The organism is Enterococcus sp. AAFC-DPL-6103 (assembly GCF_058216595.1).
Genome location: NZ_CM177102.1, coordinates 670,764 through 694,989 on the forward strand (window position 1 = coordinate 670,764; position 24,226 = coordinate 694,989).

The 24,226-nt window shown below is 37.5% G+C and carries 23 protein-coding genes; 20 read left to right on the top strand and 3 right to left on the bottom strand.

Annotation, left to right across the window (positions count from 1 at the left end):
- The first annotated feature begins 46 nt into the window (after window positions 1-46).
- Window positions 47-940: a deoxyribonuclease IV gene (locus AC4BC3_RS03305; RefSeq protein ID WP_206909719.1), complete on the top strand. Its 894-nt coding sequence runs from the start codon at window positions 47-49 to the stop codon at window positions 938-940.
- 263 nt (window positions 941-1,203) lie between these two features.
- Here the strand turns inward: AC4BC3_RS03305 and AC4BC3_RS03310 are convergent, their stop codons facing one another.
- A complete protein-coding gene (locus AC4BC3_RS03310) occupies window positions 1,204-2,781 on the bottom strand; it encodes an Nramp family divalent metal transporter (protein ID WP_490466957.1) in 1,578 nt (525 codons plus the stop codon).
- Between the two features lie 264 nt (window positions 2,782-3,045).
- On the opposite strand from AC4BC3_RS03310, the gene AC4BC3_RS03315 reads away from it, so the two are divergent.
- From AC4BC3_RS03315 to AC4BC3_RS03325, 3 genes are all read left to right on the top strand, one after another.
- On the top strand, window positions 3,046-3,270 hold the full coding sequence (locus AC4BC3_RS03315; RefSeq protein ID WP_071868695.1) for a YneF family protein: 225 nt from the start codon (window positions 3,046-3,048) through the stop codon (window positions 3,268-3,270).
- A gap of 129 nt (window positions 3,271-3,399) precedes the next feature.
- On the top strand, window positions 3,400-5,151 hold the full coding sequence (locus AC4BC3_RS03320) for an ABC transporter ATP-binding protein (protein ID WP_490466958.1): 1,752 nt from the start codon (window positions 3,400-3,402) through the stop codon (window positions 5,149-5,151).
- A complete protein-coding gene (locus tag AC4BC3_RS03325) occupies window positions 5,151-6,929 on the top strand; it encodes an ABC transporter ATP-binding protein (protein WP_490466959.1) in 1,779 nt (592 codons plus the stop codon). Before AC4BC3_RS03320 ends, AC4BC3_RS03325 begins: the two co-directional genes overlap by 1 nt.
- Before the next feature lie 94 nt (window positions 6,930-7,023).
- Here the strand turns inward: AC4BC3_RS03325 and AC4BC3_RS03330 are convergent, their stop codons facing one another.
- Window positions 7,024-7,941 (bottom strand): MurR/RpiR family transcriptional regulator, encoded by a 918-nt coding sequence (locus tag AC4BC3_RS03330; protein WP_206909725.1) that lies wholly within the window; start codon window positions 7,939-7,941, stop codon window positions 7,024-7,026.
- Window positions 7,942-8,187: 246 nt separating this feature from the next.
- Between AC4BC3_RS03330 and AC4BC3_RS03335 the strand changes: the two genes are divergently transcribed.
- The 6 genes from AC4BC3_RS03335 (at window position 8,188) to AC4BC3_RS03360 (ending at window position 15,257) form a co-directional block, all read left to right on the top strand.
- The gene (locus AC4BC3_RS03335; RefSeq protein WP_490466960.1) at window positions 8,188-9,576 is read left to right on the top strand and encodes a 6-phospho-beta-glucosidase; all 1,389 of its coding nucleotides are present in this window, start codon (window positions 8,188-8,190) and stop codon (window positions 9,574-9,576) included.
- Between the two features lie 11 nt (window positions 9,577-9,587).
- The gene (locus AC4BC3_RS03340) at window positions 9,588-10,415 is read left to right on the top strand and encodes a Cof-type HAD-IIB family hydrolase (RefSeq protein WP_206909728.1); all 828 of its coding nucleotides are present in this window, start codon (window positions 9,588-9,590) and stop codon (window positions 10,413-10,415) included.
- Between the two features lie 57 nt (window positions 10,416-10,472).
- Window positions 10,473-11,906, top strand: a complete 1,434-nt coding sequence (locus AC4BC3_RS03345) for a 6-phospho-beta-glucosidase (RefSeq protein WP_206909730.1) — start codon at window positions 10,473-10,475, stop codon at window positions 11,904-11,906.
- A 138-nt stretch (window positions 11,907-12,044) separates the two neighbouring features.
- Window positions 12,045-12,977, top strand: a complete 933-nt coding sequence (gene trxB, locus AC4BC3_RS03350) for a thioredoxin-disulfide reductase (protein ID WP_490466961.1) — start codon at window positions 12,045-12,047, stop codon at window positions 12,975-12,977.
- 186 nt (window positions 12,978-13,163) lie between these two features.
- Window positions 13,164-14,891 (top strand): phospho-sugar mutase, encoded by a 1,728-nt coding sequence (locus AC4BC3_RS03355; RefSeq protein WP_206909735.1) that lies wholly within the window; start codon window positions 13,164-13,166, stop codon window positions 14,889-14,891.
- A gap of 123 nt (window positions 14,892-15,014) precedes the next feature.
- Window positions 15,015-15,257 (top strand): ArsR/SmtB family transcription factor, encoded by a 243-nt coding sequence (locus AC4BC3_RS03360; protein ID WP_370629926.1) that lies wholly within the window; start codon window positions 15,015-15,017, stop codon window positions 15,255-15,257.
- A 128-nt stretch (window positions 15,258-15,385) separates the two neighbouring features.
- Here AC4BC3_RS03360 and AC4BC3_RS03365 read toward each other — a convergent pair whose 3' ends face one another.
- A complete protein-coding gene (locus AC4BC3_RS03365) occupies window positions 15,386-16,246 on the bottom strand; it encodes a pyruvate, water dikinase regulatory protein (RefSeq protein WP_206909736.1) in 861 nt (286 codons plus the stop codon).
- Between the two features lie 90 nt (window positions 16,247-16,336).
- Between AC4BC3_RS03365 and AC4BC3_RS03370 the strand changes: the two genes are divergently transcribed.
- The 10 genes from AC4BC3_RS03370 (at window position 16,337) to AC4BC3_RS03415 (ending at window position 24,221) form a co-directional block, all read left to right on the top strand.
- Window positions 16,337-16,765 (top strand): Fur family transcriptional regulator, encoded by a 429-nt coding sequence (locus AC4BC3_RS03370; RefSeq protein WP_067483869.1) that lies wholly within the window; start codon window positions 16,337-16,339, stop codon window positions 16,763-16,765.
- A gap of 162 nt (window positions 16,766-16,927) precedes the next feature.
- The gene (gene rpsU, locus AC4BC3_RS03375; protein WP_002356740.1) at window positions 16,928-17,104 is read left to right on the top strand and encodes a 30S ribosomal protein S21; all 177 of its coding nucleotides are present in this window, start codon (window positions 16,928-16,930) and stop codon (window positions 17,102-17,104) included.
- 26 nt (window positions 17,105-17,130) lie between these two features.
- Complete coding sequence (locus tag AC4BC3_RS03380; protein WP_206898463.1) at window positions 17,131-17,577, top strand: GatB/YqeY domain-containing protein; 447 nt, start codon at window positions 17,131-17,133, stop codon at window positions 17,575-17,577.
- Between the two features lie 157 nt (window positions 17,578-17,734).
- Window positions 17,735-18,706, top strand: coding sequence for a PhoH family protein (locus AC4BC3_RS03385; protein ID WP_206909738.1), 972 nt, complete (start codon window positions 17,735-17,737; stop codon window positions 18,704-18,706).
- A gap of 23 nt (window positions 18,707-18,729) precedes the next feature.
- Window positions 18,730-20,931, top strand: a complete 2,202-nt coding sequence (locus AC4BC3_RS03390) for an HD family phosphohydrolase (protein WP_490466962.1) — start codon at window positions 18,730-18,732, stop codon at window positions 20,929-20,931.
- 34 nt (window positions 20,932-20,965) lie between these two features.
- Window positions 20,966-21,442, top strand: coding sequence for an rRNA maturation RNase YbeY (gene ybeY / locus AC4BC3_RS03395; protein WP_490466963.1), 477 nt, complete (start codon window positions 20,966-20,968; stop codon window positions 21,440-21,442).
- Window positions 21,426-21,818, top strand: coding sequence for a diacylglycerol kinase family protein (locus tag AC4BC3_RS03400; RefSeq protein WP_206909744.1), 393 nt, complete (start codon window positions 21,426-21,428; stop codon window positions 21,816-21,818). The genes ybeY and AC4BC3_RS03400 overlap by 17 nt, the downstream gene beginning before the upstream one ends.
- Window positions 21,819-21,836: 18 nt before the next feature.
- Entirely contained in the window at window positions 21,837-22,736 is a 900-nt protein-coding gene (gene era, locus AC4BC3_RS03405) for a GTPase Era (RefSeq protein ID WP_067483882.1), read from the top strand.
- Window positions 22,737-22,812: 76 nt separating this feature from the next.
- Window positions 22,813-23,673 (top strand): DNA repair protein RecO, encoded by an 861-nt coding sequence (gene recO / locus AC4BC3_RS03410; protein WP_490466964.1) that lies wholly within the window; start codon window positions 22,813-22,815, stop codon window positions 23,671-23,673.
- A gap of 305 nt (window positions 23,674-23,978) precedes the next feature.
- Window positions 23,979-24,221, top strand: a complete 243-nt coding sequence (locus AC4BC3_RS03415; protein WP_206909748.1) for a hypothetical protein — start codon at window positions 23,979-23,981, stop codon at window positions 24,219-24,221.
- The last annotated feature ends 5 nt before the right edge of the window (window positions 24,222-24,226 follow it).

Here is a 24,226-nt window from a genome sequence, read left to right on the forward strand (position 1 = left end):
CCAATTCATCTGGAGCAAACGACTGGAATAATAGGAGGAAAAATACATGTTACTAGGCTCACATGTTAGTATGAGTGGAAAAAAAATGCTTTTAGGCGCAGCTGAAGAAGCAGCAAGCTATGGTGCTTCAACTTTTATGATCTATACAGGCGCACCACAAAATACCAGAAGAAAAGCAATTGACGAAATGAATATTCCTGCAGGAAAGGAATTTATGGCAGAAAATGGCCTTTCAAATATTGTCGTTCATGCACCGTACATTATTAATTTGGGAAATACGGTCAAACCAGAAATGTTTCCTTTTGCAATCCAATTTTTAAGAGAAGAAATCGAACGTGCTGAAGCATTGGGCGCAACTCAGATTACTTTACATCCGGGTGCACATGTTGGCGCTGGTCCTGAAGCGGGAATTGCACGCATCGTTGAAGGACTAAATGAGGTATTGACGAAAGACCAAACAGCTCAGATTGCTTTAGAAACAATGGCAGGTAAAGGAACAGAAATTGGTCGAACGTTTGAAGAAATAGCGAAAATTATTGATGGTGTAACTTTGAATGAAAAATTATCTGTCACTTTTGATACTTGCCACACAAATGATGCAGGTTATGATGTGAAAAATGATTTTGATGGTGTGATGACTGAATTTGATCGAGTAATTGGTTTAGATCGTTTAAAAGTGTTACATATCAATGATTCTAAAAATCCCCAAGGCTCGCATAAAGATCGACATGCGAATATCGGCTTTGGAACGATTGGCTTTGATACATTGAACACAATTGTTCATGATGCTCGTTTTGAACAGGTATCAAAAATTTTAGAAACTCCTTACGTTGGAAAAGATAAAAAGAAAGCTTATGCACCTTATGGAAAAGAAATCACGATGTTCAAAGAACAAAAGTTTGATCCAACGATTTTTCCAGAACTGTTAGAAGAAGTATAAACTCAATTGCAAAAACAGAAACTAATAGGAAATAAATAAAAAAGAATCCGCAAAATCAACTGATTTTTGCGGATTCTTTTTGTTTTTTTAAGAGTGGCAGGAAGAGAGAGTTAGTTGTGATTGATTGTTTTGTGCCACAACCTTTATCCACGGTGTTCCCTAAGCAACTCCTCGAAATAGCTTGCGCTCACTTCAAAATATGAAAAGCGATTTTGAGTGCTTGCTTGCTATTTTTTTGGAGCTAAACGCTTAGAGCCACAACCTTATCCTTCTTCTTGCATAACTTCTTTTAGATAGCGTTCATGTTTCTTGTTTCCTTGATACAATTCAATGATGGTCCAAGCTAACAGTAATAACACTGCCACAATGATTGCATAGGCAATATTGTCGGCTAATGAGATTTCTGAAATCGTTGCTTGGTTACCAAAAAAACTTTCGATTTGTCCTGGTAAGCCTCGTAAATTGAGATAAGTTAGACTGATCACCGAGAACCAACCTAAAATTTTGATTACGAATGAATTTTTGAATTGTTTTCCCATTTCTACTTGACTATTCGTCATCATCAACAACGGAATCATTGAGAATGGTAAAGCAAAAGCCAAGAAGACTTGTGACTCATTCATCAAGTTATTTAATGCTTCATGTTCAGCAATGGCACTTTTTCCGCTGGTTAACATGACACAGATTAAAACAGGAATAACTGAAAGTAAGCGAGTGACTAAACGACGTAACCAAACAGGGATGCGCATATGGATAAAGCCTTCCATAATAACTTGTCCAGTCAAAGTACCCGTAATTGTTGAGTTTTGACCAGAAGCAAGAAGGGCAACCGCAAATAAAGTAGAAAGAATTCCGGATTTTGCAACTTCCCCTAAAATACCATTACTCATGGTTGCTGGATTTGATAAAGCTTCATAAAGACCAAAGAAAGAAGGGTCTTTTACGGTCCCAGTTTTGAAAACGGCAACGCCCATAATCAATAGAAGTGCGTTAACAAGAAACGCCATAGACAATTGAATATTGGAGTCCCAAGTAGTAAAACGTACTGCGCGAGCCACATCTGCGTTGTCATCATGGTTAATTTTTCTTGTTTGTGAAACAGCGGAATGGAGATACAAATTATGTGGCATCACTGTTGCTCCAATAATACCTAAAGCACCAGTCAACGGTGTTTGTCCACCGATTGCAGGACTATCAGAAAACGTATGACTGTTCGGAATGAAGCCTGCAAATAAAGCGCGCCAATCTGGATCAGATAAAGCAACTTGATAAACGAAAACGAATAGAATCACGAAAATCAAGCAAACAACAATTGCTTCGATTTTTCGAAAGCCAACTTTTGTTAACAATAAAAGTAAGAAGACATCAAAAACAGTGATGAAGACAGCAACGACTAACGGAATTCCAAATAGGAGATAAAGAGCAATTGCTGCACCAATAACTTCAGCGATATCAGTCGCCATAATCGCTAATTCTGTCAGTACCCAGAGGATAGCACCTAGTGTTTTACTGGTACGAGCCCGAATGGCTTGAGCTAAGTCCATTTGGCTAACAATACCTAATTTTGCTGCCATGTATTGAAGAAGCATGGCAATCAAACTTGACATTAAAATGACTGACATGAGTAAATATTGAAAATTTTGTCCACCTGTAATAGAGGTTGACCAGTTACCTGGGTCCATATAGCCAACAGCGACTAAAGCGCCAGGACCAGAGTAAGCAAGTAAAGTTTTGAAAAAACCTTTTCCTTTTGGTACTTCAACTGTACCATTGACTTCGGCCAAGGATAAACCGTTTGTATGTTCAATTAGGTGATGTTTATGTTGGTTCGAATTTTCCACAATCAAACCACCTTTCTGTTTTGGTTTTACGACTACATTTTACACCTAATTAAATAAAATTCAAGAAAAAGATTCGGTTAGCCTAAAATTTATAATAAGGCATACCTTCTTGCGCAGAGGTGGAAAAATCAGAAAGAAAAGGGGCGCAGTAGGATTTTTATTCAATTTTTTACGCATTATTCAGAAAACGGCTTTTCTTTTTATAAAATCTTTAGTAAAATGTTTTATTGAGAGCAATTCGGAAAAAGGAAAGGAGAGATTTACATGGTATCAACAGGTATTGTCGTACTTATCGCTGTAATCGCGTTACTAATCGGCGCAATTGGTGGATTCTTTTTTGCGCGCAAATATATGCAAGACTATTTAGAAAAAAATCCTCCCGTTAATGAGGACATGTTACGATCAATGATGATGTCAATGGGGCAAAAACCATCTGAAAAGAAAATTCGTCAGATGATGCAACAAATGAAGAACCAAGGTAAAAAATAGGTTCTCTCTCCAAAGTTGACATACTTTTAAGCGGGCTGATTTTTCAGCTCGCTTTTTTTGGTTGTAGTTGTTAGAAAATTTAGAAAATTTTGGATGGATGCTCTTGAGAAAAATTAAAGGAGGCATAAAATGTCGATTTTTAGAAAACTTGGTTGGTTTTTCAAACAAGAAAAAAAGCACTATTTTGTAGGCGTTCTTTCGTTGATGGTTGTTGCACTTGTCCAACTAGTTCCTCCAAAAGTAATCGGACTGATCATTGATGAAATCGCAGATAAAAAAATCTCATTGTCGACGATTGCCTTTTGGATTGTCATCTTATTAGTGGCAGCTGTTCTTCAATATCTTTTTCGTTACATTTGGCGTATGAATATTTGGGGAAGTGCCGCACGACTTGAAAAGGAGTTACGCCAACGCTTATTTGATCACTTTACTAAAATGGATACACTCTTTTATCAAAAATACCGGACGGGTGACTTGATGGCGCATGCGACAAATGACTTAAATGCAATCCAAAACGTAGCTGGTGCAGGAATCCTAACCTTTGCAGATTCAGTAATCACTGGAGGTGCAACAATCATTGCGATGATTTTGTTTGTGGATTGGCGACTGACGCTGATCGCGCTGATTCCGTTACCATTGTTGGCTGTAACATCGCGTGTGTTGGGTACCAAGCTTCATGACGGATTTCGTGAAGCGCAAGAAGCCTTTTCATCGATTAATGATAAGACACAAGAAAGTATCACGGGTATCAAAGTAATCAAAACGTTTGGACAAGAAAAAGAAGATTTAGCAGATTTTGAAACAAAGATTGCGGAAGCAATTGAAAAAAATAAACGAGTGAATTTTTTAGATGCCTTATTTGATCCATTTATTACACTGATTATTGGTATTTCTTATGTATTGACAATTATTCTTGGAGGCAAATATGTTTTAGAAGGAACAATCACAATTGGTCAGCTAGTTTCTTTCATTAGTTATATCGGGATGTTGGTATGGCCAATGTTTGCGATTGGTCGTTTATTCAATGTATTGGAAAGAGGGAATGCTTCTTATGATCGCGTAAACGAGCTATTACATGAACAAACACATATTGTTGAACAAATGGGCGCCATTCAAACGCCAGCTAAAGGTGAGTTAGTCGTTGCTATTGATTCATTCAGTTATCCTGAAGAAAAAGGACTTGCATTAGAAAAAATTGATTTTACAGTTCATGAGGGGAACACTTTAGGGATTGTAGGGAAAACAGGTGCAGGGAAAACAACAATTCTTAAACTCTTGATGCGTGAGTACGACCAATATCAAGGAAAATTGATGATTGGTGGGAAGAATATCAAAGAGTACTCTTTAGATGCGTTACTGCAGTCAATTGGTTATGTTCCACAGGATCATTTCTTATTCTCTATGACGATTCGTGAGAATATTCGTTTTTCTAATCCCACACTGACAGAATCTTCGGTAGAAAAAGCTGCAACGATGGCATTTATCAATAGTGAGATTAAAGAGTTACCAAAAGGGTATGACACGTTAGTTGGTGAACGTGGCGTGTCTTTGTCAGGGGGACAAAAGCAACGAATTTCTATCGCGCGAGCATTAATTCAAAATCCAGAGCTATTGATTTTAGATGATGCGTTATCGGCTGTCGATGCTAAAACAGAAGAAGCAATTCTCCAAAATCTAAAGTCGAATCGTAAAAATAAAACGACAATTATTGCGGCTCATCGTTTGAGTAGTGTCATGCATGCCCAAGAAATTTTAGTTATCGATCAAGGAAAAATCATAGAACGCGGAACACACGAGGAGTTATTAGCACGAGGTGGCTGGTATCAACAAATGTGGGAAAAACAACAACTAGAAGCAAAAATTGAGGGAGGTGAAGCGTAATGGAAGAAAATTATCAATCAGAATGGACTAAATCAATTCCTTTAAAAGAACAGAAGCAGATTATCAAACGGTTACTGGTCTTTGCCAAACCATTTAAGCAAACATTTATCGTGGCTATTTTATTTGCGTTAAGTTTATCTGTCATCAACGTCATTTTGCCAAGGATCATCCAATCATTTATGGACAATCATTTAGCAAATCAATCAGCAACGACTCAAGTGATTTTGTTTTTTGCTGGATTATATTTATTTGGGGTCATTGTCAAAAGTATTATCTGGTTTTTCCAGTGGTATTTGTATTCGATGGCTTCCTTAAAAACCTTTCAGCATATTCGAGTGAAATTGTTTGAAAAACTTCATACATTAGGCATGCGTTATTTTGACCAGACACCAGCGGGTTCAATCGTTTCGCGTGTCACGAATGATACTGAAACATTGTTTGAATTTTGGTATGTATTCTTGATGGTTTTGACGGGAATCTTTGCGGTGGTTTCTTCATTAGTTGCAATGATTCAGATCAATGTAAAAATTACCCTCTGGACGTTGATCTTTTTACCAATTTTAGGTGTAGTCATTTGGTATTATCAAAAATTCAGTTCTCGGATTTACCGGAACATGCGGGAAAAATTGAGCCAGCTGAATACCAAATTGAATGAATCAATTTCTGGTATGAAAATTATTCAGCAATTTCGACAAGAAACGCGGTTGTCAAATGAATTTGAAGAAGTAAACGATGACTACTTGGCGACTCGCTATGCAATGATCAAAACGAATTCAATTTTGTTGAGTCCAATCATCAATTTTTTATATGCGCTAGCAATCGCACTTGTCTTAACTTTATTTGGAATCGATGCCTTGCATTCACCAGTGGAAGTTGGATTGATTTATGCGTTTACGACGTATGTTCAAGGTTTCTTTAATCCTATGTCACAAATGATGGATTTTTTAAGTGTCTTCACCGATGGAATTGTTGCTGGAAGTCGAATCTTAAAAATTATGGATACGACAGAATATGCGCCACAACAAGAAGAAAATGCTAGCGGCGAAATTATCAATGGAAAAATCGAATTTAGAAATGTTAGTTTTTCTTATGATGGAAAAAACAATGTTTTAAATAATATCTCGTTTGTTGCAAATCCTGGTGAAACAGTAGCTTTAGTTGGACATACAGGTAGTGGGAAAAGTTCGATCATCAATGTCTTGATGCGCTTTTATGAATTTTATGAAGGTGAGATTTTGATTGATGATCGTGACATCCGCTCTTATCCAATCAATGAACTTCGAGAAAAAATGGGGTTGGTTCTCCAAGACGCATTCCTATTTTACGGTGATATTGCTGGAAATATCCGTATGTTTAACGAGAAGATCACAGATGAACAAATTCGCGAAGCTGCTGAGTTTGTCCAAGCCAATCGATTTATTGATGAGTTGCCACAAGGGTATCATTCTAAAGTGATTGAACGAGGAGCAAGTTATTCTAGCGGGCAACGCCAGTTGATTACTTTTGCGCGGACGATTGTGACAGATCCTAAAATTCTTGTATTGGATGAGGCGACAGCAAACATCGATACGGAAACAGAAGGCTTGATTCAGGAGGGTTTGGCTAAAATGAGGCAAGGGCGAACAACCATCGCCATTGCTCACCGACTATCGACCATTCGTGATGCAGAACTTATCTTGGTTCTAGATAAGGGGAAAATTGTTGAACGAGGAAGTCATGAAGAACTGTTACAAATTGGCGGTTTGTATGCAGATATGTATCAACTACAAAGCAGTTAATCAATAGTAAAAATAAAGCAAGCAAAGAAGAGAGCCTAAATGGCTCAATTCTTTGCTTGCTTTTGTGTTGAAGGAAAAAGCTGTTACGTAAAAGTCAATTGGGTAAAAAGGAATCTTTGACTTGAAAGTTTTCCCCATGGTTTTCTTGCATGATTGAAGAACTGATTGGACGTTTATCAACTTTTTGTCCAACAGCAATCAAATGGTTCAAGTTTTGTTGATAATTTTCAGCAAAGACACAGCCATAAAGTACATCTAGCAAATAGCAGATTGACGTATTGATTGTAAAATTCCCGATTTTTGAATAAAGTCGTTCTCGAGTTGTCAAGCGCAAGACAACGGTGCTTAAAGTGGAAAGACTGCATTCGCCGATACTTGTCAAAGCTAAAATAGGCACATTTTTTTCACGTAAAATGTGTGCAGTTTTTAAAATCATTTGATTTTCACCCGTGTAAGAAATCAGTAAACCACATGTCTCTTCATCACAGTTATATGCTTCATAAGATGATTCGCCAAATGTAGTCACGACATGAACATCCATTTTGATACGTTTCATTTTTAAAATGAAATCTTGGGAGATCAATGTATTGGCATTGCTAGCAAAAATGACAATTTTTTTTGCTTTAAGTAATAACTGTTTTGCTTGTTGTAAGTCATCATGATGAATCAGTGAAAGCGTATCTTGAATCGTTGTTTGTTCCAAAGAAGCTAATTTATTTGCGATAGTCATGATTCCTTCTTCGCCCGTAAAAGGCAGATTGGCATCCACTTCTTGAAAGTTTCTTTCTAAGTATTCAGCTTCAGCTAAAAAAGTATCTCGTAATTCAATCCAGCCAGTGAATGCTAATTTTTTTGCTACACGAATCAATGTCGAAGGATGAACGAAAGCTTGATTGGCAATTTCTTGAATCGTCAATTGTGCAACTTGTTGTGTGTTTTCAAAGAGGAAGTGAACGACTTGTGTCTCGGCTGGTGAAAAAGTAGTTTGTTTGATTTTTTCTCGTAAAAGCATTGGACACCTCTTTTTTTACATAAATTATATCTTTTTTGTGAATGATTTGTAAACGTTTTTACATTGTTGTATGAATAAATCAACAAATTACAAGAGAAAATTGGAATTGAACAAAGTAGTATTTACAAAAATAGTAAAAAAATTGTTAGTTTTTGTAAATGTCTCTGCAAAGTTAAAGAGGTGTATTGAGAATTTCTTTTACAAAAATGATAATGAAAATGTAAACAAAATTGAAGGAGTGAGCACATGACAAAAGGAATCAAGATTGCGACGATTGGCGGCGGCAGTAGTTACACCCCTGAATTAATGGAAGGCTTTATCAAACGCTATGAAGAATTACCAATACATGAAATTTGGCTAGTTGATGTTGAAGCTGGAAAAGAAAAACTAGAAATTGTTAGTAAAATGGCCCAACGAATGTGGGATGCTACCCCTTATGACGTGAAAATATATGCAACACTTAATCGCGAAGAAGCGCTGAAAGATGCTGATTTTGTAACAACTCAATTTCGAGTTGGTCAGTTAGATGCACGTGTGAAGGATGAACGAATTCCTGCTTATTATGGCATGATTGGTCAAGAAACAAATGGTGCTGGTGGAATGTTTAAAGCTTTTCGTACTGTTCCTGTGATTTTGTCTGTGGTTGAAGATATGAAACGTTTATGTCCGAACGCATGGCTCATTAATTTTGCAAATCCAAGTGGTATGGTAACAGAAGCGGTTGTTCGTTATGGGAAATGGGATCGTGTCATTGGTTTATGCAATGTACCTGTTATGGCAATGATGACTGAACCTGAAATGCTGGGTGAGAAGAAAGAAGATTTGATTTATAAATTTGCAGGGCTAAATCATTTTCATTGGCATAAAGTCGCAGACAAAACAGGGAAAGATATTACAGATCGATTGATTGAACGACTTTATGATGAAGATAATGGATTACCAAAAAACATTTTCGATATTCCGTTTTTCAAAGAACAATTAAAACAAATGCAGATGGTCCCTTGCGGCTATCATCGTTATTATTATCGTGAAGAAGAAATGCTTGCACATGCACTGGAAGAATATCGGACAATCGGTACTCGTGCCCAACAAGTGAAAGAAACAGAGGCAGAACTATTTGAGCTTTATAAAGATCCAAATCTTGATCATAAACCTGAGCAGTTACAAAAACGCGGTGGTGCATATTATTCAGATGCTGCTTGTGAAACGATTGCCTCGATTTATGGAAACAAAGAAACTCAAATCGTCGTTTCCGCAAAAAATGAGGGTGCCGTTCCTGATCTACCAGCAGATTGCGTTGTGGAAGTAACTGCCTATGTCGGTGCTCAAGGTGCGCGAAATGTTGCCTTTGGTTCATTAGCACCGGCTGAAAGAGGTTGGTTGCAAGTAATGAAAAATATGGAATTACTAACCATTGAAGCTGCCGTAACTGGTGATTATGGAACAGCATTACAAGCATTTACAATCAATCCGTTGGTCCGTTCAGGAGAAACAGCGAAACGAATCATGGATGAGTTGTTTATTGCACATCAAGAATATTTGCCACAATTTAGTGAAACAATTGAACGATTAAAACAAGAAGGCGTTGAGGTACAAGATGAAGTAGCTCGTGAATTAGACGCAGTGAAAGTTTGAGGGAAGCACTCATGACGAAAAAAATCGTCTTTTTAGATGTAGATGGAACGCTAGTGAATTACGAAAATGATTTACCTGAGTCAGCCATCAGAGCTATCCAAGAGACACAAAGAAAAGGAAATTTAGTTTTTACCGTGACGGGTCGTAGTAAAGCCGAGATGTATCAAAATATCTTGGACATTGGCTTTGACGGGTATATTGGCGGTAATGGGAGCTATATTGAGTTTAAAGACCAAGTGCTAAAAGAAGCGACCTTGACATTGGAAGACACAACTAAAATTGTTGATTGGCTAAATCAAAAAGGTCTAGAATTTTATTTAGAAGCTAACAGTGGATTATACGCTAGTGGATCTTTCGAAGAACGTGGTGAAAAAACGATTCAAGAGTATTCGCAACGAAAAGGAAAAGGGCAGACGACTGTTCGAGAAGTATTTCCAGAGATGTTTTTTGGCGCAGATTTATATCGAAATGATGTGAATAAAATCAGTTTTATCTTGGATAGTTATGAAAATTATTTAGAGGCAGTAGCAACCTTCCCAGAATATAAACTGGGGACTTGGGGTGGTGCTGGTGAAACAGCTTTGTTTGGTGATATTGCATTAAGTGGTATCAATAAGGCAGTAGCAGTAGATGAATTACTAACTTATTTGAATATTGCCACAGAAAATAGTTTTGCATTTGGTGATGCAAAAGTTGATATTCCGATGCTGGAGCATTGCGGTACTGGGATAGCTATGGGGAATGGCGGCCCAGAGATTAAAAAAATAGCTGATTACATTACAGAACCCGTTGATAATGATGGTCTTTGGTTAGCATTCAAGCATTTTGAACTAATTTGAGAGCAAGAAAAGACAGGTTCTGAATGAGATAGTTGAAAAAGAAAAGGGGAAAGACAAATGGGATTTAGAAAAGATTTTTTATGGGGTGGCGCAACAGCTGCTAACCAATGTGAAGGTGGCTATGATGAAGGTGGACGTGGATTAGCTAATGTTGATGTGGTACCAATCGGCGAGGATCGTTTTTCGGTTATTACAGGTCAAAAATCAATGCTTGAATTTGACGAAGAGCATTTTTATCCAGCAAAAGTAGCAATCGATATGTATCATCGTTATAAAGAAGATATTGCTTTATTCGCAGAAATGGGCTTTAAAACCTATCGCTTATCAATTGCTTGGAGTCGTATTTTTCCAATGGGTGACGAAAAGGAACCAAATGAAGAAGGTCTAAAATTTTATGAAGATGTGTTTAAAGAATGTCAAAAACATGGTATCGAGCCTTTAGTAACAATTACTCACTTTGATTGTCCAATGCATTTGATTAAAAAATATGGTGCGTGGCGCTCACGTGAAGTAGTTGGTTTCTATGAAAATTTATGTCGAGTAATCTTTAACCGTTATAAAGGATTGGTCAAATATTGGTTAACTTTTAATGAAATCAACATGATTTTACACGCACCGTTTATGGGCGCAGGTCTTGTTTTTGAAGAAGGCGAGAATGTTGAACAAGTCAAATATCAAGCAGCACATCACGAATTAGTAGCGAGTGCGATTGCAACGAAGATCGCACACGAAGTGGATCCGAACAATCAAGTTGGGTGCATGTTAGCAGCGGGCGCAAATTATCCTTACACATGTAAGCCGGAAGATGTTTGGGCATCACGTCAAGCAGATCGTGAAAATTATTTCTTCATTGATGTTCAATCACGTGGCGAGTATCCTGCTTATGCGCTAAAAGAAATGGCCCGTGAAGGCATCGAATTAAAAATGGAACCTGGCGATCTGGAATTACTGAAAGAACACACGGTAGACTTTATTTCCTTTTCTTATTACTCTTCTCGGGTATCAACAACAGATCCTGAATTATTAGAACAAACTGCAGGAAATATTTTTGCCTCTGTCAAAAACCCTTATTTAGAAGCAAGTGAATGGGGGTGGCAAATTGATCCATTAGGGTTAAGAATCACAATGAATGATATCTATGACCGTTATCAAAAGCCACTATTTATTGTTGAAAATGGGTTGGGCGCAGTAGATGAACCTGATGAAAACGGATATGTTGTCGATGATTATCGGATTTCTTATCTCGCTGCACACATCCAAGCCATGAAAGATGCTGTTGAGTTAGATGGTGTTGATTTACTGGGGTATACGACTTGGGGGTGTATCGATTTAGTATCAGCCGGAACCGGTGAAATGAAGAAACGTTATGGCTTTATCTATGTGGACCGTGATAACTATGGTGAAGGGACGTTAGCCCGTACGAAGAAAAAATCATTTGATTGGTATAAAAAAGTAATTGCCTCAAATGGTGAAGACTTAGCGAATGAATAATTAACTGAAAAGTCTATTGTTTTTGCGCCTTTTATTCGAGTATAATGTACATATTCGAAAAGGTAAGCAGAACAATAGACTTTTTTTGATGTTGGCTGTAAAGTAAGCTTACTTGATTTTAAACGGAGGAATGTACATATGTATGATGTAATTGTCATTGGCGCAGGACCTGCTGGAATGACAGCTGCCTTGTATGCTTCACGCTCAAATTTATCAGTGGTGATGATTGAGCAAGGTGCGCCTGGTGGTCAAATGAATAACACAGCAGAAATTGAAAATTATCCAGGATTTGAGTCGATTATGGGACCAGATCTTGCGTACAAAATGTATGAAGGTGTTTCAAAGTTTGGCACAGAAAATGCTTATGGAATCGTCCAAGATATAAAAGATCACGGTACGTACAAAGAAGTCATCTGTGAAGACAAAACGTATGAAGGCAAAACGGTCATTATTGCTACTGGCTGTGTCCACCGCAAACTAGGTGTTTCTGGCGAAGAAGAGTATGCAGGACGTGGTGTTTCTTATTGTGCGGTCTGTGACGGCGCATTTTTCCGTAACAAACGATTAGTTGTTATCGGTGGCGGCGATTCTGCAGTTGAAGAAGCAATCTATTTAACACAATTTGCTTCTGAAGTTGTAATCGTTCATCGTCGTGATGAATTACGTGCGCAAAAAATCATTCAAGAGCGCGCTTTTGCAAATGAAAAAATTTCGTTTGTATGGGATACAGTTGTTGATGAAATCATTGGCAATGAAATGGTAGTAACAGGTGTTAAAGCGCATAATGTAAAAACAGGAAATGAAGTAGCTTTGGCCGCTGATGGCGTCTTTATCTATGTTGGTCTTGATCCTTTGACAGAACCATTCAAACAAGCTGGTTTAACGAATGCGGCTGGTTGGATTCCAACTGACCAAGAAATGAAAACAAATATGCCTGGTGTTTTTGCTGTAGGAGATGTGCGTGAAAAAGATTTGCGCCAAATCACAACAGCAGTTGGCGACGGCGGGATTGCTGGGCAACAAGTATTCAAGTATTTAGAAACTTTAGAAGAATCTACTATACAAGCATAAACTTATTATGTTAACAAAATAAAAAAGCGCAATCAAAAGTGTATCCTCATTTTTGGTTGGGCTTTGTTTTTATTTGTTCAATGAAAATCCTAGTTGGTATCATTTTTTCTCGTTGTGTCTTTCATCTGATCTTCGTGAATGCTATACTAAAACAGAATTCATATTTTAGAAAGAGGTGTTATTTTCATGTCTTGGGAACAAGTTTATGAACAATGGGCAAACGAAGTGAACCTAGAAGAAAATTTAAAACAGCAATTAACTATATTGAGTCAGGATTCTAAACAATTAGAAGATGCTTTTTACGCGCCTTTAGGATTTGGTACGGCAGGAATGCGTGGTATTTTAGGCCCTGGTATTAATCGTATGAATATTTACACAGTCCGTCAAGCAACAGAAGGACTAGCACGTTTCATGGATGCACAAGATCCTGAAACAAAACGTCGTGGCGTAGCGATCGCTTATGATTCACGTCATCAATCACCAGAATTTGCGATGGAGGCTGCAAAAACATTAGCCAAACATGATATTCCATCTTTTGTTTTTGAAAGTTTACGACCAACACCAGAATTATCTTTTGCTGTTCGCCACCTGAATGCGTTTACTGGGATCATGATTACAGCATCACATAATCCTGCTGCTTATAATGGGTATAAAGTTTATGGCGAAGATGGAGGACAAATGCCACCTGCTGATGCCGACGCATTGACTAAATATGTACGTGAAGTCAGCAATCCGCTAAAAGTTGAAGTAATGTCAGATGAAGAAGTGGAACACAGCGGTCTGATTTCAATTATTGGCGAAGAAGTAGACAATGCTTATTTAGAAGAAATGAAAGCTGTAACGATCGACCACGAATTGATCGAAGAAATGGGCAAAGACTTAAAACTAGTTTACACACCTCTTCATGGAACTGGGAAAATGTTAGGTGAAAAAGCCTTAAAACAAGCTGGTTTTGAACAATTTGTGTTAGTTCCTGAACAAGCAATCCCAGATCCTGATTTTACAACGGTTAAATCTCCAAATCCAGAAGAACACTCTGCTTTTGAGTATGCAATCCGTTTAGGTGAAAAAGAAGGCGCTGATTTGTTGATTGCAACAGATCCAGATGCCGATCGCCTTGGTGCTGCCGTTCGTTTACCTGATGGTTCGTATGAAGTATTAACAGGAAACCAGCTTGGGGCAATCATGATTCAATATATCTTAGAAGCACATCAAGCAAGAAATACGATGCCAGCGAATCCAGCAGTATTGAAATCGATCGTATCAAGTGAATTACCAACTGCGATTGCGAAAAACTATGGTGCAACGATGTTCAATGTACTAACAGGATTCAAATTTATAGCTGAGAAAATCCAAGAGTTTGAAGAAGACCATTCACATACATTTATGTTTGGTTTTGAAGAAAGCTATGGCTATTTAGTTAAACCATTTGTACGTGATAAAGATGCAATCCAAGCATTAGTTTTATTGGCCGAAGTTGCTGCTTTTTACAAGAAACAAGGAAAAACATTATATGATGGCTTACAAGCTATTTTTGAAACATATGGTTATTATGCAGAAAAAACGATTTCTGTTACTATGAGTGGTCAAGAAGGATCAGCTAAAATCGCAGCGTTAATGGAAAAATTCCGTCAAGAAGCACCAACTGAATTCGCAGGTGCCAAAGTATTGCAGACAGAAGACTTCAAGAAATTAACGAAAACAGATGCAGCTGGCAATGTCGAAGCATTAACGACACCGCCTTCTGATGTCTTGAAATATATGCTAGAAGAACAAGGTTGGGTAGCAATTCGACCTTCTGGTACAGAACCAAAGATCAAGTTCTACATTGGAGTTAAAGGAAACTCACAAGACGATGCTGAAGCAAAAATTGCAGCTTACGAAGCAAGCATCCAAGCAATTACAAAAGACTAAGGAATTTGAGACTGACGGAAAAAGTGGTAAACTTTAGAAGTCAGTCTTTTTAGATAGTTGGAGGTGAAGCCTTTGTCAGAGGTTCAAGGAACAAAAATTGAAAAAATCAGTCAGCTATTTAAAATGTTAAGCGATCCAACACGTTTAAAAATTTTATTGTATCTAAAAAATGGTGAACAAAATGTCACAGCCATCAGCCAAGCTGTCGAAATGGAACAATCTGCTGTTTCTCATCAGTTACGGTTACTTCGAGAAAATAAAATCGTTCGTTCTCGCCGTGAAGGAAAAGCGATTTTATATGTGTTGGATGACTCCCATGTTTTAGATATCTTAGAGCAGACTGTGAAGCATGTGGAGCATGACTAAGTCAAAAAATTTTAACAGTCAGTTATTTCAACAATAAAGATCAATGAAGTTTTATTAGAAAAAAAGTGAACCTAAATCGTTAGTGGATTTAGGTTCGCTTTTTTTAGTGTGAAATAAAAATCAGTGAATCAATCGGAAGTTTCAGAAGTCTCTGTTCCGTAATAGCTGTGGTCTTCTAATTCAAGAGCATTTAAAATCAAGGAAGCTGTCTCTTCAATGGAAAGAGAGGCAACATTGATGACGACACATCCAAGCTTTTGGTAAAGATCATTTGCAAAATCTAATTCCGCACGAATTTTTTCAATATCAGAATAAGCAGTATCAGGATTTAATCCATAAGAACGCATACGTTCTTTACGAATGCTGTTTAAAATATCTGGATCATTAGTTAAACCTACAATTTTTTTAGGATCTACTTCCCACAATTGTTTTGGAATATGAGCTTGTGGAATCAAAGGCAAATTTGCAACCTTTAAATTTTTGTTGGCTAAAAATAAACTCAAAGGTGTTTTGGAAGTACGAGAAACGCCAAGTAAAACAACGTCTGCTTCTAAAAAACCACGAGGGTCTTTGCCATCATCGTATTTAACTGCAAATTCCATTGCTTTGATTCGTTTAAAATAGTTTTCATTCAATAAATGAAGTGCACCGGGTTGACGCGTGGGTTGAATCCCTGTTCGTCGTTCAATTTCAGCTACAGGTGGCGTCATGACATCGAAGCTGAACAATTCGTTTTCATCACAAAATGTTCGAGCTGTGTCGATCAATTCTTGATTGATCAAAGTGTGGAGCACGATAGCTTGCTCTGTCAATGCATCGTTTAATGCATTAAGCAATGTTTCTTTGTCAGTGACAAATGTTCGACGGAATAAGTTGAACTCAACACTTGGGTATTGAGCCATTGTTGCTTGTGCTAACTTGGTCGCTGTTTCGCCAGCGGAATCAGAGATGACAAAAAAAGTAACTAATTCAGTTGAATCTGAAGCCATAAGAAAAACCTCACTTGCTTTTTTTTTTGCTTTATTATACCATACTCTGGAACGCGTACTTCGTAATCATTTTGATTTGGAGGAAGAGAAATGAAAAAGCAAACATTAATTGAACAATCTTTGGAAACACTCAAAAATAACGGATTTAAATACACGAAAAAAAGAGAAGCCTTATTGACTTACTTGGTAAAGCGTAACCGCTATGTCTCTGCTAAAGAAGTCTTTGACTATATGAATGAAACATTTAAAGGTGTAAGTTACGATACGATTTACCGAAACTTACATGATTTTGCTGAGCTGGATTTATTAGAAGAAACAGATCTGAATGGAGAAATGAAATTCCGCTTTCATTGTTGTCAGGGAGAAATCGGTCATCATCATCATTTTATCTGTACCGTATGTGGAAAGACAAAAGAAATCCACATGTGCCCAATGAACTATTTTGAAGAACAACTTGGGGGATGCACGATTGAAGGTCACCGATTTGAAATCTTTGGACGTTGCGAAGATTGTCAATGATTCAATAAAATAAAATAACAACTAATAAATCGAAAAAAAAGAAAGAACCCCTTGACGGTCAAAAGAGCATTAGCTATAATGTTTAAAGGACAGTTTGTTTTTTGGGATAATTATTTCAATAGCACTACGGTTACTTTTTAAGCTCGGAGGGAGGGAATTAACATGTCAAAAACAGTCGTTCGCAAAAACGAATCACTTGACGATGCTCTTCGTCGCTTCAAACGTTCCGTGTCAAAAGCGGGTACTTTACAAGAATCTCGTAAACGTGAATTCTACGAAAAACCAAGCGTGAAACGTAAGAAAAAATCTGAAGCAGCTAGAAAACGTAAAAAATTCTAGTTCTTTGATGAATTGGAGCTGGTAGTGTGTCACTACTAAGTAGATTGAACGATGACATGAAAGCAGCGATGAAGGCAAAAGAGAAAGAAACTTTGCAAGTCATTCGTATGATCAAGTCATCAATACAAAACGAGCAAATCAAAGTAGGCCACGACTTGACGGAAGATGAAGAATTAACAGTGTTGTCTCGCGAGATGAAACAACGTCGTGATTCTTTACAAGAGTTTGAGCAGGCAGGACGCGATGATTTAGCTGATAAAGTAAAAGGCGAAATTGTAATTGTCGAAAAGTATATGCCAGAACAACTTTCTGATGATGAAATTCGACAACTTGTTCAAGACGCTATTGCACAAACTGGTGCTTCATCTGTTAAAGAATTTGGCAAAGTAATGGGTGTTATCATGCCTAAAGTCAAGGGAAAAGCAGACGGAAATCAAGTGAATGCAATCGTTAAAGAACTATTACAAGCTTAATTTTGTAATCTGAACCGCAGACAGAAATGTTTGCGGTTTTTTTCTGTCGTTTGAAGAAAACAGGGGGAGCAATTTCTCGTTTTTTATTTGCTATATAGTTTTCTATGAGTGTGGTAAAATAGACAAGAAATGAAAGAGATAAAGGAGATGTCTATTTTTGACAGAAGAGTCCATTTCTTTAGAGATTAGATTAACAGCGGCTGACGATGCCAGCTTGCTTTTTGGTGCACACGATAAACATATCAAGCTCCTAGAAGATGCAACCAATACTGTTATCAATACTCGTGGTGAAACAATTCAACTAATTGGGACAAATGAACAAGTGAAATTGGCTAGTTCAGTGATCCGTACACTACAAGAATTGATCAAACGCGGGATCCATATCAGTACACCAGATGTGGTAGCTGCGATAAATATGGGACGAAAAGGTACCTTAGATTACTTCATCGAGATGTATGAAGAAGAAATTGTGAAAGACAGAAATGGCAAACCTATTCGGGTAAAAAATAGCGGACAAAAGAAATATGTTGAGTCTGTCAAACACCATGATGTCGTGTTTGGTATTGGCCCTGCTGGAACTGGGAAAACCTTCCTCGCCGTGGTGTTAGCAATTGCTGCATTAAAAAAAGGCGAAGTCCAAAAAATTATCTTGACTCGACCAGCTGTTGAAGCAGGAGAAAATTTGGGCTTTTTACCGGGAGATCTGAAAGAAAAAGTGGATCCTTATTTACGTCCAGTTTATGATGCACTTTATCAAATCTTTGGATTAGAGCATACGAATCGTTTAATGGAACGAGGCGTAATTGAAATTGCACCTTTGGCGTATATGCGTGGTCGAACATTAGACGATGCGTTTGTTATTTTAGACGAGGCACAAAATACGACTGTGGCTCAAATGAAGATGTTCTTGACTCGTCTTGGGTACCAATCAAAAATGATTGTTAATGGAGATACTAGCCAAATCGACTTGCCAAGAGGGACGATGAGTGGTTTAGTTCATGCTGAACGTACGTTGAAGCAAATCAAAAAAATTGATTTTGTTAATTTTGAAGCCAGTGATGTTGTCCGACATCCAGTAGTTGCTGAAATTATTCAAGCGTATGAAAAAGCCGATCTTCATCAAGAATAAGCTTTGCTTAGGAGGATAAGCACATGTTGAATAAAACAATCCGGCAACTGCAGGCAAAATTAGGAAAAGCATTTTTGCCTTTGCTGTTAGCTGTGTTTTTTATAATCATTTGTGGGGTGACTTTTAGTAGTGTCAAACAAAAAGCAAATGATTTTAGAGAAGGACAAGTAGCTGAAGAAAGTATTCGTGCAACCAAAACGATTGAGAATACAGAAGAGACCGAGCAAAAGAGAAAGTTGGCAGCCGAAGCAGTCACACCAGAGTATACTTATCAGCAAGATTTGGCAGCTGATCAAAATGATCGAATCAAGCAACTATTTGATTTGATCAATAAAACAAATGATGCAATCGATAAGGCGTATGATGAAAAGGTCAAAAAGGCCAGTGATGACGCGAATATTCCCAAACCAACGATTGATGAAAGAATTGCAGCACTAAAGAAAAATTTCGAAACAGTAAATGTAGAGGATGTTGCATTTTATCAAAAATTACCTAGTAATTTTTACACGCTCATTTTCGGTATGACGGAAGATGAATTGTCGACTGTTCGTGATGAAAGTCTGAAATTGATTGATGAACAAATGAGCAAACAAGTAAGAGAAAGCGATGTTGACACATTCAAGCAAGAAGCACAAGATAAAATCCAATATCTCAATGTTACTTCTGCGCAACAACAAGTATTGAATTATTTAGTAGATCAAGGAATCGTAGTAAATGATGTACTTAATGAGAAGAAGACGGAAGAACTGAAAGCGAACGCACGTGAAGCTGTTCAGCCAGTGATGATTTTCCAAGGAGAAATCATTGTACGTGAAGGGAATCAAATTGATGCAGCTGCAATGAAAAAATTGGAATTGTTGGGATTGACCAATCAAACAACTTCGATCTTTCCGTTAGTTGCAATGATTTTAGCTGTGCTTCTGCAGATTATTGTCTTAGCCTATAATTCATTGCAATTTCAAGACTCAGACAAACGGACAGAATACGTCTTGTTCTATGTAACAGCAATGTCTTTAAGTATTATTATGATGAAGTTTTTCCAGTTATTCCAAACAGAACAAGCAACTTATATTCCACTGTTTTACCCGGCGGCGTTTACACCACTGGTCTTAAATTTCTTCCTTAATCGAAGAGCGGGGATTATGGCGGCACTTTTCCAAGCTGTATCAGCGTTATTTATCTATTATGGTTCTATTGGGACAAATACCTTAACCGTGTTGTTGGTTTCCTATCTATTCTCAGGTTTGATGGGGACGATTGTTCGGCGACAACGAATTTCTGAACAAGGTATGCCCGCTGTTTTGTGGGTAATTGTTTTCCCAACACTGATGAATATTATTTTGATTGTTTATCAAGGCATGAGTTTTAGTGATGGAACGACTTGGTTGACTTTGGTTTGCGGAGTAACTGGTGCATTGTTATCTTTCTTATTAACAATGGGGTTACATCCTTACATTGAATTAATGGTGACAGATGATAGTGTGATCGTCTTAAATGAGTTGAGCAATCCAAATCATCCATTATTGAAACAATTACTAGAAGAAGCGCCAGGTACCTATCACCATAGTATGATGGTGGCGAATCTAAGTGCAAATGCGGTAGCAGAAATCGGTGGACGTTCGTTATTAACTCGAGTGGCTTGTTACTATCATGATATTGGAAAAATCAAACATGCTAGTTTTTTTGTTGAAAATTTACCGTCTGGGGCGGAAAATCCCCATAACTTCCTGTTGCCAGAAGATAGCAAACAAATTATTTTTGGTCATGTGACAGATGGTGCCAAAATTCTAGAAGAATATGGTATGCCTGAAATGGTCATTGATATTTGTAATCAACATCACGGGACAACATTGATGCGGTATTTTTATGTAAAAGCAAAAGAACGTAACCCAGAAGTCACAGAGGAACAGTTCCGCTATCCGGGACCAAAACCACAAACAAGAGAAGCTGGAATCGTCAATATTGCTGATAGCTGTGAAGCAGCTGTACGTGCAATGGATCATCCGACAGGTGAAAAAATCGAACAATTTGTTCATAATTTGATTGCAGAACGTATTGCAGACGGTCAGTTAGACGACACTGGCTTAACATTGAAAGAAATTCGTAAAGTTGAGAAATCATTGATCAGTGGATTAAGTAGTACGTTCCACTCTCGGATCAAGTATCCAAAAATGAAATCAGAAGCTGAAAAATTAAAAGAAGAACAAGCACGAACACAAGAATAATCAAAAAAGTGAGTAAAGAAAGAAGCGATGACTAATGGATATTACATTCATGGATGAAACAAACAAAGTATCTGAGGAGAAGATACAAGAAATCAATGAACTACTCCAGTTTGCAGCTGATTATTTAAAACTACCTGAAGAAACAGAAATGTCAGTGACATTCATGGACAATGATGCGATTCAAGTAATCAATCGTGAGTATCGAGGAAAAGATGCGCCAACTGATGTTATCAGTTTCGCTTTAGAAGAAGAAGGCGAAGATGAAATCCCAGTTATTTTTGAAGATGGCGAGAATCCAATGCCGCGTGTCCTTGGCGACATCATGATCTCGATCGAACGAGCTGCTGAACAAGCCGAGTCCTATGGCCATTCATATGATCGCGAATTAGGTTTCTTAGCAGTACATGGTTTCCTACACATTAATGGATATGATCATATGACACCTGAAGACGAGAAAGAAATGTTTGGGCTACAGAAAGAGATATTGGATGCTTATGGACTTAAAAGATAAACAAGTTGAAAAAAATAAACATTTCATGACTTCAGTGGAATTTGCTATCCAAGGAGTAAAAACGGTTTTTGATGAAGAACGCAACATGAGAAAACATGTTGTGTTCGGCATCTTTGCATTGATTGCTGGCGCTTTTTTTCAACTGAGTCAGAATGAATGGCTGTGGTTGTTTTTAGCTATTTTTTTAGTATGGATCGTTGAAATTTTAAACACTGTTTTTGAAAATGTTGTCGATATGTTTACGGACTTTCATTTTCATCCGATTGGAAAGAAAATCAAAGACATGGCTGCCGGCGCTGTTTTATTGACGGCTTGCTTTGCAGTAATCGTCGGTTTGATTTTATTCGTTCCCAAAATCTATCAATTATTTTTTTAAAGAAAAAGGAGAAACCATATGCCAGAACATAAATCAGGATTTGTTGCCATTGTTGGACGCCCTAACGTTGGGAAGTCAACTCTTTTGAATCGCATCGTTGGCCAAAAAATTGCCATCATGAGTGACAAAGCACAAACAACTCGAAACAAGATTCAAGGTGTTTATACGACACCAGAAGCACAATTGATTTTTATTGATACACCAGGAATCCATAAACCAAAACATCGCTTGGGTGACTTTATGGTGGAAGCAGCTTACAGTGCATTGAAAGAAGTCGATGCTGTATTATTTATGATCAGTGCGGATCAAAAACGTGGACGTGGAGATGACTTTATTATTGAACGACTAAAGAATGTGACATCACCGGTTTATTTAGTAATCAATAAAATTGATAAGATCCATCCAGATGAGTTGCTAAGTATCATTGAAGATTATTCTTCACAGATGCCATTTGCTCAAGTAGTACCAATTTCTGCAACTGAGGGAAACAATGTGGATCGTTTGATGGAAACTTTAGTGGATGAAATGCCAGAAGGTCCACAGTATTTCCCAGAAGATCAAATAACGGATCATCCAGAATATTTTGTTGTTTCAGAACTGATTCGAGAAAAAGTACTTGTATTGACTCGTGATGAAGTCCCTCATTCTGTGGCAGTTGTTGTTGATTCAATGAAACGCAATGAGAATGATAAAATCCAAATTCAAGCAACCATCATTGTTGAACGTGATAGCCAAAAAGGGATCATCATTGGCAAAGGTGGAAAAATGTTGAAACAAATCGGTACAAAAGCGCGTAAAGATATTGAAAGCCTACTCGGGGATAAAGTTTTCTTGGAACTTTGGGTAAAAGTTCAAAAGGATTGGCGTGATAAAAAAGTCTATCTCCAAGACTTTGGTTACCGTAAAGACGAATACTAAAATCAGTAAAAAAGAAACGGATCTGGACAGGTAGCAATACTTTTTCCAGATTTCTTTTTTTGAGGAGGGGAATCGATTGAGTCAATTGGTTGAATCAAAAGGTTTGATTATTTCTAGTCGAAATTATAAAGAAAAAGATAAATTGGTCAAGATTTTTACAGAATCAGCGGGAAAAATGATGTTTTATGTCAAAGGCATCCATCGACAAAATCAACCATTAGCGCCTGCTATTCGACCATTTACTCAAGCTGTTTATATTGGCACATTTAAAAGTGATGGTCTATCTTTTATTACGAGTGTCAAAGATGTTCATGCCTATCGGAAAATTCAAGAAGATATTTTTTTGAGTGGTTACGGGACTTATTTGTTGAGTTTGGTTGATGCAGCAATTGAAGATCATCAATATGATCCAAATCTTTTTCATTTTACACAACAAGCGCTGGAAAGAATGGATCAAGGTGATGATGCAGAAATTATCACCAATATTTTTGAAATTCAAATCTTACAACGATTTGGAATTGCACCTGTCTGGACACATTGTGCAATCTGTGGTGAAACGCAAGGAAAATTTGATTATTCTTCAAAATATGGTGGCGTGATTTGCGAACGTCATTGGTCGCTTGATCAAAGAAGATATCATGCGGATCCTCGAGCTGTTTATTTTGCACGTCTGTTTTCTGCTCTTTCTTATGAAAGAATCAATGGCATCCATTTAAAAGAAGACACAAAACAAGCGATTCGTCAGTTGATTGATCAACTTTATGAGGAATATGTGGGCATCCATCTTAAAAGTAAGAAGTTTATTGATCAAATGAAATCGTGGGAACATGTGCTCAAACCATTAGAGAAAAAGGAAGATTCTTCAGCAACTGAACAAGAAAAAGGAGATGCAGAGTCCGAGATATCTTTGCCAGTTGATCCGACAGAAAATGAGTGAGCCAAGCAAACGAAGAAGATAGATTTAATTGATTATCAAAAAAATTTGACAAAAGAGTAATGAAACGGCTATTATTAACCGTAGATAAAATAGTACGTTGATCAAGAAGAGTAAAAAATACGTGGGTAAAAGCGAGTTCGGGAGAGTGGGAGCCGAATACGATCGATTTTTGAAGTGGCGCTTGGGAGTACGTGAAACGAAGCTGCCGAATATTTATTCGGAAGTAGGGTGGAACCGCGAAGTTATTCGTCCCTATGTCTGTAGTCAGACATAGGGACTTTTTGTATTTTTAGGAGGAAATCAAGATGCAATTTGACATGGAAATTCCGGCAACAGAGTTTAAAGAAAACCAAATCAAAGTTCTTTCAAGTGTCGCATTAGCAGTCAGTGTTGTTGATGATCAAGAACAAGTGAAAGAAAGCTTTACCACCAGACCAGAAGAAACAATTTATTCAATTGCTGCACAATTAGCTGAGACAGACGTTGTTCGTGTGAAGTTGATTCCGGGTTCAGTCGTCGCATTTTATCCAGTCGTGCAAGCTTTGTAAGAAAT